Source organism: Aureimonas phyllosphaerae, from assembly GCF_047943035.1.
GTDB classification, from domain to species: Bacteria; Pseudomonadota; Alphaproteobacteria; order Rhizobiales; family Rhizobiaceae; genus Aureimonas; species Aureimonas phyllosphaerae.
Genome location: NZ_CP181348.1, coordinates 2,336,116 through 2,350,683, shown reverse-complemented (window position 1 = coordinate 2,350,683; position 14,568 = coordinate 2,336,116). Strand labels below are relative to the sequence as shown.

The 14,568-nt window shown below is 68.6% G+C and carries 12 protein-coding genes and 1 pseudogene; 3 read left to right on the top strand and 10 right to left on the bottom strand.

Annotated features, from left to right (window positions below):
* Positions 1-3: 3 nt before the first annotated feature.
* The 3 genes from ACLNGM_RS11075 (at position 4) to ptsP (ending at position 3,487) form a co-directional block, all read left to right on the top strand.
* Positions 4-1,047: a PTS glucitol/sorbitol transporter subunit IIB gene (locus ACLNGM_RS11075; protein ID WP_416354954.1), complete on the top strand. Its 1,044-nt coding sequence runs from the start codon at positions 4-6 to the stop codon at positions 1,045-1,047.
* Positions 1,048-1,127: 80 nt separating this feature from the next.
* Positions 1,128-1,508: a PTS glucitol/sorbitol transporter subunit IIA gene (locus ACLNGM_RS11070; protein ID WP_416354953.1), complete on the top strand. Its 381-nt coding sequence runs from the start codon at positions 1,128-1,130 to the stop codon at positions 1,506-1,508.
* Between the two features lie 32 nt (positions 1,509-1,540).
* Positions 1,541-3,487 carry a phosphoenolpyruvate--protein phosphotransferase gene (gene ptsP / locus ACLNGM_RS11065; protein WP_416354952.1) on the top strand — a complete coding sequence of 649 codons (1,947 nt, stop codon included), beginning with the start codon at positions 1,541-1,543 and terminating at the stop codon, positions 3,485-3,487.
* Positions 3,488-3,559: 72 nt separating this feature from the next.
* Here the strand turns inward: ptsP and ACLNGM_RS11060 are convergent.
* The 10 genes and pseudogenes from ACLNGM_RS11060 to ACLNGM_RS11015 form a co-directional block, all read right to left on the bottom strand.
* Positions 3,560-3,916 (bottom strand): annotated as a pseudogene (locus ACLNGM_RS11060) (SRPBCC domain-containing protein); the annotation flags it as partial.
* A gap of 3 nt (positions 3,917-3,919) precedes the next feature.
* A complete protein-coding gene (locus ACLNGM_RS11055) occupies positions 3,920-4,879 on the bottom strand; it encodes an IS481 family transposase (protein ID WP_416354951.1) in 960 nt (319 codons plus the stop codon).
* A 240-nt stretch (positions 4,880-5,119) separates the two neighbouring features.
* Positions 5,120-5,779 carry an HAD family hydrolase gene (locus ACLNGM_RS11050; protein ID WP_416354950.1) on the bottom strand — a complete coding sequence of 220 codons (660 nt, stop codon included), beginning with the start codon at positions 5,777-5,779 and terminating at the stop codon, positions 5,120-5,122.
* Positions 5,780-5,906: 127 nt separating this feature from the next.
* Positions 5,907-7,328 carry an acetoin dehydrogenase dihydrolipoyllysine-residue acetyltransferase subunit gene (locus tag ACLNGM_RS11045; RefSeq protein WP_416354949.1) on the bottom strand — a complete coding sequence of 474 codons (1,422 nt, stop codon included), beginning with the start codon at positions 7,326-7,328 and terminating at the stop codon, positions 5,907-5,909.
* Between the two features lie 4 nt (positions 7,329-7,332).
* On the bottom strand, positions 7,333-8,346 hold the full coding sequence (locus ACLNGM_RS11040; protein WP_416354948.1) for an alpha-ketoacid dehydrogenase subunit beta: 1,014 nt from the start codon (positions 8,344-8,346) through the stop codon (positions 7,333-7,335).
* A gap of 34 nt (positions 8,347-8,380) precedes the next feature.
* Entirely contained in the window at positions 8,381-9,424 is a 1,044-nt protein-coding gene (locus tag ACLNGM_RS11035; protein WP_416358429.1) for a thiamine pyrophosphate-dependent dehydrogenase E1 component subunit alpha, read from the bottom strand.
* A gap of 30 nt (positions 9,425-9,454) precedes the next feature.
* Complete coding sequence (locus ACLNGM_RS11030; protein ID WP_416354947.1) at positions 9,455-10,774, bottom strand: NAD(P)H-dependent oxidoreductase; 1,320 nt, start codon at positions 10,772-10,774, stop codon at positions 9,455-9,457.
* An 81-nt stretch (positions 10,775-10,855) separates the two neighbouring features.
* Positions 10,856-11,794 (bottom strand): sugar-binding transcriptional regulator, encoded by a 939-nt coding sequence (locus tag ACLNGM_RS11025; RefSeq protein ID WP_416358372.1) that lies wholly within the window; start codon positions 11,792-11,794, stop codon positions 10,856-10,858.
* 140 nt (positions 11,795-11,934) lie between these two features.
* Positions 11,935-12,915: a carbohydrate kinase family protein gene (locus tag ACLNGM_RS11020; protein ID WP_416358371.1), complete on the bottom strand. Its 981-nt coding sequence runs from the start codon at positions 12,913-12,915 to the stop codon at positions 11,935-11,937.
* A gap of 58 nt (positions 12,916-12,973) precedes the next feature.
* On the bottom strand, positions 12,974-14,566 hold the full coding sequence (locus ACLNGM_RS11015; protein ID WP_416358370.1) for a glycerol-3-phosphate dehydrogenase/oxidase: 1,593 nt from the start codon (positions 14,564-14,566) through the stop codon (positions 12,974-12,976).
* Positions 14,567-14,568 lie beyond the last annotated feature (2 nt).

Genomic DNA, 14,568 nt, shown 5'->3' with positions numbered 1-14,568 from the left:
CCCATGACCAAGACCTTCAAGGCCATTCGCGTGTCGCAGGGCAAGGGCGGCTGGGGCGGCCCGCTGGTGATCCAGCCGACGCCCGAGCGCGACAAGATCGTGGCGGTGACCGGCGGCGGCATCCCGCCCGTCGCCCAGCGCCTCGCCGAACTGACGGGCGCCACCGTCGTCGACGGGTTCCGCAATCCGCCGCTGGAATCGGAGATGGCGGCCGTCGTGATCGACTGCGGCGGCACGGCCCGCTGCGGCGTCTACGCCCGCAAGCGCATCCCGACGATCAACATCATGCCGGTCGGCCAGTCCGGTCCGCTCGCCCAGTTCATCACCGAGGACATCTACGTCTCCGGCGTGACGCCGGACGACATGGCGCCCGCCGACGGCACCGCCGCACCGGCGGGACAACAGGCCGCCTCGCCCGCCGCGATGGGCCAGCCGACGGCCGCGCCGCGTTCGTTCTCCTCGCCCGCCGAGGCGACCGCCGCGCTCGGCGGCGCGATGCCGGCTTCCAACCAGGGCGGCCTCATCGGCGCGATCACGAGCGTCGGCCGCGTCATGGGCCGCGCGGTCGGCATCTTCTTCAATGCCGGCCGGCGCACGATCGACATGGTGGTGCGCAACGTCCTGCCGTTCATGGCCTTCGTGACCATGCTGATCGGCATCATCCTCTACACCGGCATCGGCGACCTCCTCGCCGCGCCGCTCGGGCCGCTCGCCAACAACATCCTCGGGCTCGTGGTCCTGTCGGCGATCTGCGCCCTGCCGTTCCTGTCGCCGATCCTCGGCCCAGGCGCGGTCATCGCGCAGGTCATCGGCGTCGCCATCATCGGCCCGCAGATCGCCAACGGCACCATTGCCCCGGCGATGGCCCTGCCGGCGCTGTTCGCCTACAACGCGCAGGTCGGCTGCGACTTCGTGCCGGTCGGCCTTGCGCTCGGCGAAGCCAAGCCGAAGACGATCGAGATCGGCGTGCCGGCGGTGCTCATCAGCCGCCAGATCACCGGGCCGATCGCCGTCCTGATCGCCTGGGGCGCGAGCTTCCTGCTCTGACACGACGAGGCGGGGCGGATGCACCTCTGCTCGCCCCGCCCTATCCCTGACCGCGGGCCCTGCCCGCCCGAGGAGCCTTCATGACCCAGTTCCTGCGCACCCGCGTCACCGCCGTCGGGCCGGACGTTCCCGATCTTCTGGAAGGCGGCGTCCTCATCCTCTTCGCCGACGGCGCCCCGCCGGAGCTTGCCGAAGTCTCCGTCCTGCATTCGGTGGTCGGCGAGCCGACCGTCGAGGCGCCGGTCGCCGGTGTTCCCATCCGCGTCGGTGCGGTCGAAGCCCGTCTGACCGGCATCGGCGATCTCGCGTGGGCCAAGGTGCGCGACATCGGCCACGTCGTCATCAACTTCAACGGCCTCGCCGCGCCGGAGCGTCCGGGCGAACTGACGGCGAGCGCGGTCGATGGCGGCGAGCTTGCGGCCGCCCTCCAGCCCGGCGCCGAGATCGTCATCGGCGACTGAGCCTCCCTGCCCTCACCATCGGATTTCGAGCCATGATCGAGCGCTCCGTCGTCGTGCGCGTCCACGACGGTCTCCATGCACGCCCGGCCACGCAGTTCGTGAAGCTCGCTAAGAGCTTCGCCTGCGACGTCGAGATCCGCTGCAACGGCCGGGGTGCCAGCACCAAGAGCGCCGTCAAGCTGATGTTGCTCGGCGTGAAGGAGAACGACGAGGCGACCTTGAGGGCCGAGGGTGAGGACGCCCCCGACGCCGTTGCCGCGCTCGCGACCTTCCTGCAGACGCCCGACGCCGGCGACATCGATCTGACGGCTGCCGCCAAACCGGCCGCCGCGTCGGCGCCGGTCTCGCCCGCTCCGCAGGCCACCTCCGCCGATCGCGGCGTGCCGGCCAGCGAGGGCACCGCGATCGGCCCAGCCTTCGCCTTCTTTCCCGCGGGCCTCGACATTCAGCCGCGTCACCTCGGCCCGGAGGAGATCGCGCCCGAACAGGCGCGCTACCGCACCGCCCTCGCCGCCACTGTCGCCTCCTTCCGCGAGGCGCGAACACGCCCGGGCCTGCGCCGCGACGACGCGGCGATCATCGACGCACTGGTCGAGGTCGCCGAGGACTCCGATTTCATCGCCGCCGTGGACGGCGCGATCGGCGCGGGACGGGATGCGCCGAGCGCCGTCGAGGAGGCCGGGCGTTCGATCGCAGCAAGCTTCGAAGCTCTGACCGACCCGTACCTGCGCGCCCGCGCCGAGGACATCCGCTCGGTGGCGCGCGCGATCATCCTGTCGCTTCTCGGTCGGCGCGACATGACGCTGGCGGACCTTCCGAAGGGCGCCGTGATCGTCGCCGACGAGATCGCGGCGCTCGATCTCGCCAAGGCCACGCTCGCCGACATCGGCGGCATAGTCTGCCGCAAGGGCGCGGCGACGAGCCATGTCGCCATCATGGCGCGCGCACACGGCATCCCGGCGGTCCTCGGCTTTCCCGCGGACGAGACGCGGCTGAAATCCGCGAAGACGATCGCCCTCGACGGATCGAGCGGCGAGGTCGCGATCGACCCCGATGCCGAAACCACGGCATGCTTCACCGGTGCCATCGCGCGCGAGGCTGAGGAACGCTCCGCGCTCGACGCCTACCGCACGGTGGAGCCGCAGACACGCGACGGGCGACGCATCGAGATCGCCGCCAATCTCGGCTCGCTCGCCGAGATCGACGCGGCGAGACAAGCCGGCGCGATGGGCGTCGGTCTCTTCCGCACCGAGTTCCTGTTCATGGAGCGGCGCGCCCTGCCGGGCGAGGACGAGCAGGCCGAAACTTACACCACGCTCGCGCAAGCCTTCGCGCCCCACCCGGTCGTGATCCGCACGCTCGACATCGGCGGCGACAAGCCGGTGGCCGGCATCGACTTCGAGCACGAGGACAATCCGTTCCTCGGCTGGCGCGGCGTGCGCATGTGCCTGGAGCGGCCGGACGTCTTCAAGCCCCAGCTGCGCGCGCTTCTGCGCGCCAGCGTCGTCGGCAACGTGAAAATCCTGCTTCCGATGATCGCCGACGTCGGCGAGGTGCGTGCCGTGCGCGCCCTTCTCGACGAGTGCCGCGCAGAACTCGATGCAGCCGGCCACGCTCACGGCGCGTTCGAGCTCGGCGTCATGATCGAGACGCCGGCGGCCGTCTTCGTCGCCGCCGAGATCGCGGCCGAGGTCGACTTCTTCTCCGTCGGCACCAACGATCTCACGCAATACGTCATGGCCGCCGACCGGCTGAACCCTCGTGTCGCCAAGCTCAACCGGACCGAGCACCCGGCGGTGCTGGCGGCGATCGGCATGGCCGCACGGGCCGCGCGCGACGCCGGCATCTGGATCGGCGTCTGCGGCGAAGCCGCCGCCCGCCCCGACCTCATCCCCTTCTTCGTTCAGAACGGCGTGACTGAGCTCTCCATGAGCGCCGCTTCCATCCCCCGCGCCAAGAAGTGCGTGACGGAGATTTAAAGACTACCCGTCGAAAGAGAAACTGCGGATCACGGCACTTCGGACGTCCCGGTCGCTCCTCGCCGATGTGTCCTACGCTTCCGCCGCACCGAGATGCCGGCCGAAGTTGGTCAGAATGGCCTGCCAGCCGCTCCGCTGCTGGTCGAGGGAATGCTCCGTCTCGGGATCGAACGCCACACGCACATGAGTCTGGTCGCCATGTGGCGTGAAACGGATGCTCGCCCGGCGACCGCCGAACTCGTATTCGATCCGTTCATACGGCACGATCGTTGTGTAGGTCACCGCGAAATCGAAGCCGATGCTGCCGTCCTTCGCTTCCATTCGCGAGGAAAATCGGCCGCCCTCGCGTAGGTCCACGCTCGCCGCCGGGCAGTGCCAATCGTTATATGCGAAGTTCCACTGTCGGATGCGCTCAGGATTGGTGTAGGCGTCCTAGATGTTCAGTCCCGGCATCTGGTGGATTGGATTGACGATGAACCGGTCTGGCTCCGAGGTCCAGATTTTGGCGATGTATTCGTAGGGTGTGAGACCGCCGAGTGTCTTGAGCCGACGGCCGAAGTTGTAGGCCGCCATGAAGTCGGCGAGATGCGTTCGAAGCTGATCGTGGCTCTCGTAGTGGAAGCGTTTGACAGTGGCATCCTTGATCGTGCGGTTCATCCGCTCGACCTGACCGTTCGTCCACGGATGGTTCGGCTTGGTCAGCCGATGCTCGATACCGTTTTCCTCGCAGATCATGTCGAAGCGTATCTGCCGGGACCAGGCGGTGTTACGGTTGCGCGGCTGCTCGGCGAACTGGATGCCGTTGTCCGTCAGGATGGTGTGGATCCGATACGGCACGGCTTGCAGCAGCCGCTCCAGGAACTCCCAGGCCGTTTTCCTGTCCGCCTTGTCGACTAGCTGGGTGACGGCGAATTTGCTTGTCCGATCAATGGCCACGAACAGGAAGAGCTTGCCTTCGCCGGTCTGCACCTCGGCAATGTCAAGGTGGAAGAAGCCAGTCGGATAACGTTTGAACTGCTGCCGCTTCGGCTTGTCGCCTTCCACATCCGGCAATCTGGATATGCCATGCCGCTGAAGACATCGGTGCAGCGCTGACCGGGTCAGATGTGGGATCGTCGGCTGTAGCGCGTAGAGGCAGTCATCCAACGGCAGCAGCGTGTGTCGTCGAAACGCGACGACCATCGCCTCCTCGGCCTCGCTCAGTGTCGTCGATCGCGGCTCCTTCGGCCCGGTCTTCATATCCTCCAGGGTCTGGCGTTTGCGCCACTTGGCCACCGTCTTCGGATTGATGCCGAGCTCCCGGCTCAGCGTCGCGAGCGAAGCTTGCGATCGCTGTATTGCTGCTCGGATGGCGTGCGTGGTCGTGGCGCTGCCGTGACGAACCTGTCCCATAGGGCCTCCTTCCATTCCATGGAGAGGATCACACCATCAAACCCTGGGATCAAATACCTAGGCTTCCGCCTGCGAGACCGGCACTTCGGTTTCCACGACGATCTGCTCGGCAGTCATCCCGCGTCTCCCCGTTCAAGCGCGACGGCGCTTGCGCGCGCTCACGATAGCATGGAGGAAGGGCTTCGAACGATCGGCCCGCATCGGAAAAGCAGCCACGCCGCTTGCCAGGTCAGCGAACCCTCAGTGCGCCATCTCGGCCGCGATCTCGTCGTAGGTGCGAGCAACGAAGTCGGCGCCGGCATCGCGCAAGGCGTCGCCGGTGTTGGCGAGGAGATGCGCGCCGCCGAGGAAGCCGTAGGCGACCATGCCGGCGGCCTTGGCGCCCATGATGCCGAAGCGCGAATCCTCGATCACCAGCGAGCGGGCGGGGTCGAAGCCCATGCGGCTCGCGGCATGAAGGACGAGATCGGGCTCGGGTTTGCCGCGCTTCACGTCGTGCGAGGAGAAGATTGCGTCGGGCGAGAAGAACCGATCGAGGCCGGTAACCTTCAGGCTGTGGCGGATGCGCTCGTGGTCGGAGGAGGACGCGACGCAGCGCGGCAGGTCCGAGCGCTCGAGAAACTCGACGATGCCGGGCGTGGGGCTGAGTTCCTGCGTGAACAGGGCCTTGGTCTCGGTCCAGAAGCGCGGATGGTATTCCTGATCCAGGGCGCGGCCGGTCTTCTCCTCGATGCCCTTCAGGATGTCGGCCATCTTCATTCCGACCACGGCATTGACCATGTCGGCCGTGACCTCGATGCCGGCCTGCCGATAGACCGACTGCATCGCGCGGCGGGCGAGGACCTCGCTGTCGACCAGCACGCCGTCGCAGTCGAAGATGATGCCGTCGAACTCGGCCATGGATGGTCTCCCCTTTTCGCCGCCCGAACGCGGGACGCGCAAGGCCGCCCCGGCGGACCGGAGCGGCCTTGCGACACCTTCGCGCCTATGGCCCGGCGCGGCGATTGAAAGCCGGCCGGACGACGGACTAGCGTGTCAGCTCGTGAAGCAGGCGGGCGACTTCGCCCTTCTGCTCGATCTGCGGCATATGTCCCGTCCTTGGGAAAACATGCAAGGCGATCCGCCCCGGCAGCCCGGCGAAATGGCGCACCGGGACTACGCGGTCCTCGGTGCCGGCGACGATCTTCACCGGCATGGCGAGATGCGGGAGGAGGTCGCGCACCGAGACATGCTGCGCGCCGTTCGAGAACAGGTGCGTGCCGAGCCGGGTCTGCGCGTCCGCCTGCCGGCCATCTGCCCGTCCGCGCGCGGTCGCCCGCACGAAACCGTCGGAGATGGCACCCGCGTCGGCGACGAGATGGCGCAGCCAGGTGCGCACCGGTGCCTCGGCGGTCGCGCGGGCGAAGCCTTCGGTGAAGCCGGTGTCGATGTCGGGGCCGAAGCCGGCCGGCGACAGGAGCATCAGCGAGCGCACGTCGGTCGCCGTGCCGCTGGCAACCGAGGTGGCGACGGCGCCGCCGAGCGAATGGCCGACGAGATGGCAGCTCGTCACCCCCAACGCGATCAGCGTCTCCTCGACGCCCGACACCAGCGCGTCGAACCCGTCCGCCTCCTGGTCGAGCGACGCGCCGTGACCGGGCAGGTCGATGCCGAGCACCGGGTTGCCCCCGGTCATCTCGCCGAGCAGCGGACGCCAGCTTGCCGTCTCCGATCCGAACCCGTGGATGAGGACGATGGGAACGCCCTCACCCTCGCGCAGACGCGTGACGGCGAGCGGGGTGGCCGTATCGTTCGCCGGCGCCGGGGCCCGTGCGGCAGGGGCTGTCTTCGGGGTGCAGGAAAATGCCGGCTGTGCCGTTCCGACGCCGTCGGGCTTCGACGCGGCGACCGCAGGCTGCGGCGCCTTGACCTCGGACCTGGCGGCAGCCGCCGCTTCCACGTCGTCGCGCCCGATGCGACCGAGCGGCCCGCTGCCGGTCACGGTCGCAAGATCGATCCCGCGTTCGCGCGCGATCCGGCGGGCAAGCGGCGTCGCACGCACGCCGCGGCGCTCGCCCTCGGCCCCCTGTTTCGCGTCCTCGGGCCGTGCAGCCTGCGCGACCGCGGGGACCGCCTCGGCCGGTGCGGGCTTGGAATCGGTTTCGACGTCGGGATCGGGCTCGACCTTGGTCTCGACCGAGCCGCCGGCCGCGGCGGCGTCATAGGCCTCGCCCTCGGCGTAGATCCAGGCGACGGGCGCGCCGACCGCGATGTCGACGCCTTCCGCGCCGGTCACGTTGCGCAGCGTCCCGCTCGCCGGCGCGTCCACTTCCATGGCCGCCTTGTCGGTCTCGATCTCGAAGAGCGGCTCGCCCTTCTTGATCGCGTCGCCTTCCTTGTAGAACCAGCGCGAGATCTGGCCGGTCGCCATGTCCATGTCGACCTTGGGCAGGATCACTTCGGTCGGCATGGCCTCAACGCTCCCTCTTGTGGAGTGCGCGCACGGCCGAGACGATGTCGGGAACCTGCGGCACGACCGCCTTTTCCAGCTCGGGATTGTAGGGGATCGGCGACTCCGCGCCGCCGAGGCGCACGATCGGCGCATCGAGATAGTCGAACGCATCGCTCTCGGCGATCATCGCGGCGATCTCGGCGCCGACGCCGAGCGTTTTCACGCCCTCGTAGACGCAGACGAGGCGCCCGGTCTTCATCACGCTCTTCATGATGGTCTCGCGGTCCATCGGGCGCACGGTGCGAAGGTCGACGACCTCGACATCGATGCCGTCCTTGGCCAGTTCCTCGGCCGCCGACAGCGCCTTGTGGACCATGATAGCCGAGGCGACGATCGTAAGATCCTTACCTTCACGCACCACCGCCGCCTTGCCGATCGGCACGGTGTAGCGGCCTTCCGGCACGATGCCCTTGGACTTGTAGAGGATCTTGTGCTCGAAGATCATCACCGGATCGGGATCGTCGATCGCGGCCAGCAGCATGCCCTTGGCGTCGTGCGGGGTCGAGGGCTGCAGGACCTTCAGGCCGGGCACGTGGCCGAGCCAAGCCTCGAGGCTCTGGGAGTGCTGGGCCGCCGCGCCCGTGCCGGAGCCCGCGGGAAAGCGCATGACCAGCGGCACCGAGACGTTGCCGCCGAGCATGAAGCGGAGCTTGGCCGCCTGGTTGACGATCTGCTCCATCGCGAGCGTCGCGAAGTCCGAGAACTGGAACTCGTAGATCGGCTTCATGCCGGTGAGCGCCGCGCCGACCGCGACGCCCGCGCCGCCGAGTTCGGCGATCGGCGTGTCGATCACGCGATCGGCGCCGAAGCGGTGAACGAGGTCGCCCGTCACCTGGAAGGCGCCGCCGTAGACGCCGATGTCCTCGCCCATGATGAAGACGCGGGGGTCCTCCTCCATGGCGATGGCGATCGCTTCCTGGATCGCCTGGGCATAGGAAAGCTCGCGGCCGCCAGCCGCGTTCGCAAGTTCGCTCATCGGAACAATCCTCGGGGTCGGCTGCTTCAGCCGTTCAGGCCGTGTAGACGAAACGCGTCGCGTCGGACGGGTCGGGCGACGGCGAGTTCTTTGCAAACTCGATGCCCTCGGCGATATCGCGCTCGACGCCGGCGCGGATCTCTTCCACGTCGCCTTCCGACACGATGCCGTACTGGATCAGCTCAGCCTCGAAGCGGCCGATCGGGTCCTTGGAGATCCAGTCGTCGATCTCCTCCTTGGTGCGGTAGCGGTTGCGGTCGCTCTTGGAATGGCCGCGATGACGGTAGGTCTTGCACTCGATGAGGGTCGGCCCCTCGCCCCGGCGCGCCCGCTCGATCGCGGCGACGGAAGCCTCCGCGACGTCGGACAGCGAGTTGCCGTCGACCGTGACGCCCGGCATGGAATAGGCCACGGCGCGCTCGGCGATGTTCTTCACGGCGGTCGAGCGCTCGGTCGAGACCGACATGCCGTACTTGTTGTTCTCGCACACGAACACGACCGGCAGCTTCCAGATCGAGGCCATGTTGAGCGCTTCGTGGAAGGCGCCCTCGTTGTTGGCGCCGTCGCCGAAGAAGGAAACGACGACGTCGGCGCGCTTCTGCATCTTCATGGACAGCGCTGCGCCGACCGCGATCGGCAAGCCGCCGCCGACGATGCCGTTGGCGCCGAGGTTCCCCTTGGTGACGTCGGCGATGTGCATGGAGCCGCCGCGACCGCGGCAGTAGCCGGTTTCCTTGCCGAAGAACTCGGCGAACATCCGGCCGACCTCGGCACCCTTGGCGATGCAATGACCGTGACCGCGGTGGGTGGAGGTGATCTGGTCGGTATCGGTCAGGGCGAGGCACGTGCCGACCGCCGAGGCTTCCTGTCCGATGGACAGGTGCATCGTGCCGTGGATGAGGCCGCGCATGTAGCTCTCCTCCGCCCCTTCCTCGAAGCGGCGGATGAGATGCATCTGGCGCAGCGCATCCCGGAGCACCGCCGGCTCGAAGTGGCGGAACGCGAAGGGACGGTTGTCCCCCTCGCGCGGGCCCTGCGACGGAGCCGCCGCGTCGGCGACCTCGGAAACCTCGGGCATGGCGGACATGGCCTGTCTCTCCTGATCCGGTTACTCGGCCGCGGCGGCGAAGCGCCCGTCGGCCTGGTCGAGACGACGGCGGATCTGGGTGATCACCAGGCTGTCGTCCGGCTCGCAGTTGGCATAGGTCAGCTTCTCGCCGGCCCTGATCGGCTTGATGACGCGAGCCCGCTCCGCAAGGCCGAGCGGCAGGGCGCCCTCGTTGCGCGCGCCTTCCCAGGTCATGGCGAAGCCGCGGTAGTCGTACTCGCCGATCTTGCCGAGCGTATCGCCGGGGTTCAGATCGCGCTTGGCGAGCGTCACGCACTCGGCGACCGGACGGTCGGCCGGGATGAGGTCCGGCGCGCCCTTCACCACCGCACGCACGGCCGACAGCGGCACTTCGAGCGAGGTCAGGTGATAGGGGCGGAAGATCGTGTAGTTCGGGCCGGGGCCCATCTTCAGATCGCTCATGCGCTCCAGCACGCGGTCGTGGCGGGGCTTCACGATGCAGAAGACGCCGGGCGCGACGCCCTTGCCGATGGAGTAGTCGACCTTGCCGGTGCCCGACAGGACGCCGCCGTCCTCCTTGGTGCAGAGCACCGAGGCCAGTTCGTCGCGCGTGGCTGCGGGCCCGTGCATGCCCGGAACGTCCGGCACGAGCCCCGTGGCGTTGGCGACGGCGACCATCTCGATCATGGTCTTGGAGCCGTCCACGAACTCGACCAGCATGCGCGCGTTCATGTTGCGCTGCCGGGCCTCCTCCTCGTAGGCGTCCGGCGTCGCGTCGAACTTTAAGGGATTGTTCTTGCCCTTGCCGGCGCAGACGATGTCGAAGCCGAGCGACTGGGCGAAGCCGATGATCTCGACCGTGGCGGCCGGCTCGTCGCCTGCCGCGCCGGTGTAGACGACGCCGGCCTTGGCGGCCTCCTCGCGCAGGAAGCGGCCGATCGTAATGTCGGCCTCGACGTTCAGCATGACGACATGCTTGCCGTTGCGGAAGGCCTCCAGCGCGATCAGCGTGCCGACGTTCGGATTGCCGGTGGCGTCGATGATGACGTCGATATGGCCGGACGAGCAGAGCGCCTTGTAGTCCTCGGTCAGCGCGACCTTGCCGCCCTCGATCGCGCGGTCGATGTCGCTGGTGCCGGCGGCGTGGACGAAGTCGGTGCCCGCCATGCGCAGTGCGGCTTCCGCGCCCGTGATGTTCAGCTCCGACAGGGCCCCCAGCCGAACGCCCGGCATCAGGGTCAGCTGCACCACCATGTCGGTGCCCATCTGGCCCGAACCGGCGAGGCCGACGGTCACCGGACCGTTCTTGTCGGCGTAGGCCTGGAGTTCGGCCGCGAGGCCAACCTGAAGAATCGTCATCGCTGTTCCTCCCTTGGGAAGCATAGGTACATTTGTCTTCTCATGAAGACAAGAGTTCATAGATGGCCCGGAGCGCATTTTTCAGCCGTCGAGCAGCCGCTCGGCCGTGCGCTCGTCGGTCACGAGGATTTCGGGCGACAGAAGCGTCATGGCCGCGCGGATCGCGGGAAACTTCGACCAGCCGCCGCTCGCCAGGACCGTGCGCCGGGCATCCGCGAGGCGGCGCGGATCGACGGCGAGCACCCGGTCGTTGACGGAATGGTCGAGCACCCGCCCCTCGGCGTCAATGAAGCGGCACAGGACGTCGCCGACAGCCCCGGCCCGCTCCAGACTGTCGAGGTCGGCGCGCTCCAGAAGGCCGTAGCGGACGAAGATCGAGTCGCGCGTGAAGTCGCCGACCGACAGGATTGCAAGGTCGAGACGATCGGTCCGCCGGAACACCTCGGCGATCCCGCGGTGGTTGAGGAGCGCATCTCGCGTCGCCCCGTCCGGCGCGAAGACCGGGCAAGCCAGCATGTAGCAATCGCCGCCGATCCGGTCGGCGAAGCGCCAGGCGAATTCCGACGGATTGGACAGGCTGACATGGGTCAGGCCGCCAAGCATCGAGATCGTGGTGGACCGGGCGTAGACCAGCGGCTCGACGAAGGGGAGCGACGAGGAGAGCGTGCGCCCCCAGCCGAGGCCGATCGTCATGCCGTCGGCCAGAAGATCGGGCAGGAGCTGGCCGAGCGCCGCGCCGATCATCGAGGGCAGCTGCGCCTCGTCCTGCGGGTCCGGCACGACCACGACGCGCTCCATGTCGAAGCGGGCGCGCACCTCGCGCTCGAGCCGTGCGCATCGGGCGATCGGCGAGGTCACGCGGATCTGGACCGTGCCGTCCTCGCGCGCGGCCGCCAGCATGCGCAGGACGCGCGTGCGGGTCAGCCCGAGGATCTTGGCGACCTGATCCTGCGTCAGCCCTTCCATGTAGTAGAGCCAGGCGGCCCGCGCCCTGATGTCGTCGCTGTCGGTGGAGGACACGGCCAGCCTTTCGCCCGAGGAAATCGTCTCCCTCGGGTTTAGCCCTTCGCCGGCGGGTCCGGACAGTCCCGCCGGGCCACCGCGCGCGCGCCAGGCCATCGCTCAGCGCTCGAGGTCGGAGACGCGGGCGACCGGGCGGCTCACGCCGCCGTCCGGGCGGCGCCGTGCACCGCGATCGTCGGGGGGCGCGTCGCGCGCCTCGTGAAGGCCAGCGTCTGGTCGAAGGAGGTGACGCCCGCCTGGCTGCCGAGCCCGAGCGCGTTCTGCGCCGAGGTCGCCTGCGCGAACCGTACCATGGATTCGGGGTCCATGCCCCGCACGAGGCCGGTCGCGATGCCGGCGTTGAACGCGTCGCCGCAGCCGCAGGAGCAGATCATCTCGATATCGAAGGCCGGCATCAGGAAGCGGTCGCCGTTGGAATGGCGATAGTAGGCGCCGTTCTCGCCGAGCGTCAGGATGCAGCAGGTCACGCCCTTGTCGAGGAAGAAGCGCGCGACGTCCTCGACGTCCTCCAGCCCCGACAGCACGCGCGCCTCCTCGATCGAGGGCAGGAAATAGTCCGTGTGAGGCAGGAGGCCGACGACGTTATCGAGATCCTTCTCGGCTGCCGCGAAGACGTCGACCGTCGTGATTGCGCCGCGGCGCTTCGCCTCGGCAAAGAGTTCGGCGCTTGGGGCCCCGTCCATGCGGTCCATCAGCCCGACGCCGCCGAGATGGACGACCGTGGCGTCGAGCACCTTGTCCCACATGTCGGGCGTGATCACGAAGGCACCGGTCGCGCCCTTCATGTGAAGCGCCGGACGCGATCCGTCGGCGCGCGTCAGGACGATCGAGGTCGAGGTGCCCACGCCCTTGAGCCGCTGCATCGTCGAGATGTCGACGCCGAAGCTCGTGAGCCGGTCCATTACCCAACCGGCCATCAGGTCGTCGCCGACCGCGCCGACCGCAAGGCAGTTCAGCCCGTGCTTGGCCGCCGCGATCACCGCCGCGCCCGCCGCGCCGGAAACGGCCAGATCGATCTCCTCGATGAACTGCGTGCCGCCGCCCGGCGGGATGGCACCCACGGGGCGGCCGAGGCAGTCGAACGTGTAGAAGCCGATCGAAGCGTAGTCGTAGCGCATCGCGCGTTCCTCCCAGAAGATGACGGACCCCTTCCCGATCCGGCGGGGCGTGTGAATGTCAGGCCGCGGCGAGGCGGATCGCCTCGACCTCGTCGCTGAGGACCGGCGTCACCCGGCCCGACAGGGCGAGGTCGGTGCGCCGGCGCAGGATGTCGTCCGCGGTGCGGACCTGCTCGTTCGCCGCGATCCAGGCGATCTCGGCGACGTGGTGATCGGGCGCGGCGTTGAGCGTGCGTCCGTCCGACGCGCGGATCGCCTCGGCGATCGGGCGGGCCCGCGTGCCGTAACGGCGAAGGAGACGTTCCCCGACCGCCTCCGGCCCGCCCGCCGTCTCGGCGAGTTCGCGCACGAGCCGCTGGCGTCCGGCCGCGTCCTTCGGGAACGCCGTGCCGCCGCCGATCGGAAGCGCCGCCGTCGAGGCCCGGCGCGCTCGCCCGAGGCGCGGCAGGATGCGGTCCGTGACCTCCTCGGAAAACCCGCGATAGGTCGTCCACTTGCCGCCGATCAGCGAGAGAACCGGCACGTCGGTGCCCGGCAACCGCTCCTCGGCGATCGAGTGGTCGCGGCTGATCGCGCCGGGATCGTCGACATCGGCATTGGGAAGCGGGCGCACCCCGCAGAAGGCGTAGACGACGTCGTCGCGCCGGATGACGATCTTGGGGAACACCTCGGCGACGACGCCGATCATGTAGGCGATCTCTTCCTCGCTCACCCTCGCCTCGTCCGGATGGGCGACGGGAATGTCGGTCGAGCCGATCAGGACGCGTCCCTTGAAGGGATAGAGGAGGTTCACCCGGCCGTCGGCCGAGCCGAAATAGACCATGCGGCCGCCGAGCGCGGCCAGAAGCTCGGGGTGATCCACCACGACGTGGCTACCCTTGGTGCCGCCCATGTGGCGCGTGTTGAGGCCCAGCGCCGCGTTGACGCCGTCGATCCACGCGCCCCCGGCATTCACCACGACGTCGCCGCGAACCCACTCGCGCGCGCCGGTCAGGACGTCCTCGATCTCGATCGCGCCGCCGGCCGCCGAGCGCACCTTCGTGTAGCTGCGCGCTTCGCTGCCCGGATTGTCCTTCAGGGCATCGAGCACGAGTTCGAGGCCAAGCCGTTCGGCATGGTCGAGCCGGGCCTCGTAGTAGAGGCCGACCGCGGTGATCGCAGGATCGAGGCCCTTCAGTTCGGCGCGGGCGCGGCGTCCGCCAATGAAGCGATGCACCGGCATGGTGCGGAAGCGCCGGCCGAACGCGTCGTACATCGTCAGGCCGAGCTTGGTGATGATGGCGCCGCGATCGTTGAGCTTGGCCTTGAGGCCAAGGAAGCGTTTGATCGAGGGCACGATGCCGCCGAACCAGGAGCGCACGGGAAGCGCGGTCTCCAGCGGCGTCACGAAATGCGGCGCGTTGCGCAGGAGGATGTTGCGCTCCTCCGCCGACTGTCGCACCAGCCGGAACTCGCCCGTCTCCAGATACTTCAGGCCCCCGTGCATCAGGCGCGAGGACGATTCGCTCGCACCCGAGCAGAAGTCGCCGCGATCGATCAGCAGGCAGTCGACCCCCTGCAGGCTGAGGTCGCGGAACGTGCCGATGCCGTTGATCCCCGCGCCGATGATGACGACCGGGAAGTGGCGTGCGGGGGAGGTAGCAGTGCTCATGA

Coding starts and splice junctions, on each gene's coding strand:
- ACLNGM_RS11045 (WP_416354949.1), bottom strand. CDS start 7,328: ATGCCGACCGAAGTGATCCTGCCCAAGGTCGACATGGACATGGCGACC.
- ACLNGM_RS11040 (WP_416354948.1), bottom strand. CDS start 8,346: ATGAGCGAACTTGCGAACGCGGCTGGCGGCCGCGAGCTTTCCTATGCC.
- ACLNGM_RS11050 (WP_416354950.1), bottom strand. CDS start 5,779: ATGGCCGAGTTCGACGGCATCATCTTCGACTGCGACGGCGTGCTGGTC.
- ptsP (WP_416354952.1), top strand. CDS start 1,541: ATGATCGAGCGCTCCGTCGTCGTGCGCGTCCACGACGGTCTCCATGCA.
- ACLNGM_RS11015 (WP_416358370.1), bottom strand. CDS start 14,566: ATGAGCACTGCTACCTCCCCCGCACGCCACTTCCCGGTCGTCATCATC.
- ACLNGM_RS11020 (WP_416358371.1), bottom strand. CDS start 12,915: ATGCGCTACGACTACGCTTCGATCGGCTTCTACACGTTCGACTGCCTC.
- ACLNGM_RS11035 (WP_416358429.1), bottom strand. CDS start 9,424: ATGCCCGAGGTTTCCGAGGTCGCCGACGCGGCGGCTCCGTCGCAGGGC.
- ACLNGM_RS11055 (WP_416354951.1), bottom strand. CDS start 4,879: ATGGGACAGGTTCGTCACGGCAGCGCCACGACCACGCACGCCATCCGA.
- ACLNGM_RS11030 (WP_416354947.1), bottom strand. CDS start 10,774: ATGACGATTCTTCAGGTTGGCCTCGCGGCCGAACTCCAGGCCTACGCC.
- ACLNGM_RS11075 (WP_416354954.1), top strand. CDS start 4: ATGACCAAGACCTTCAAGGCCATTCGCGTGTCGCAGGGCAAGGGCGGC.
- ACLNGM_RS11070 (WP_416354953.1), top strand. CDS start 1,128: ATGACCCAGTTCCTGCGCACCCGCGTCACCGCCGTCGGGCCGGACGTT.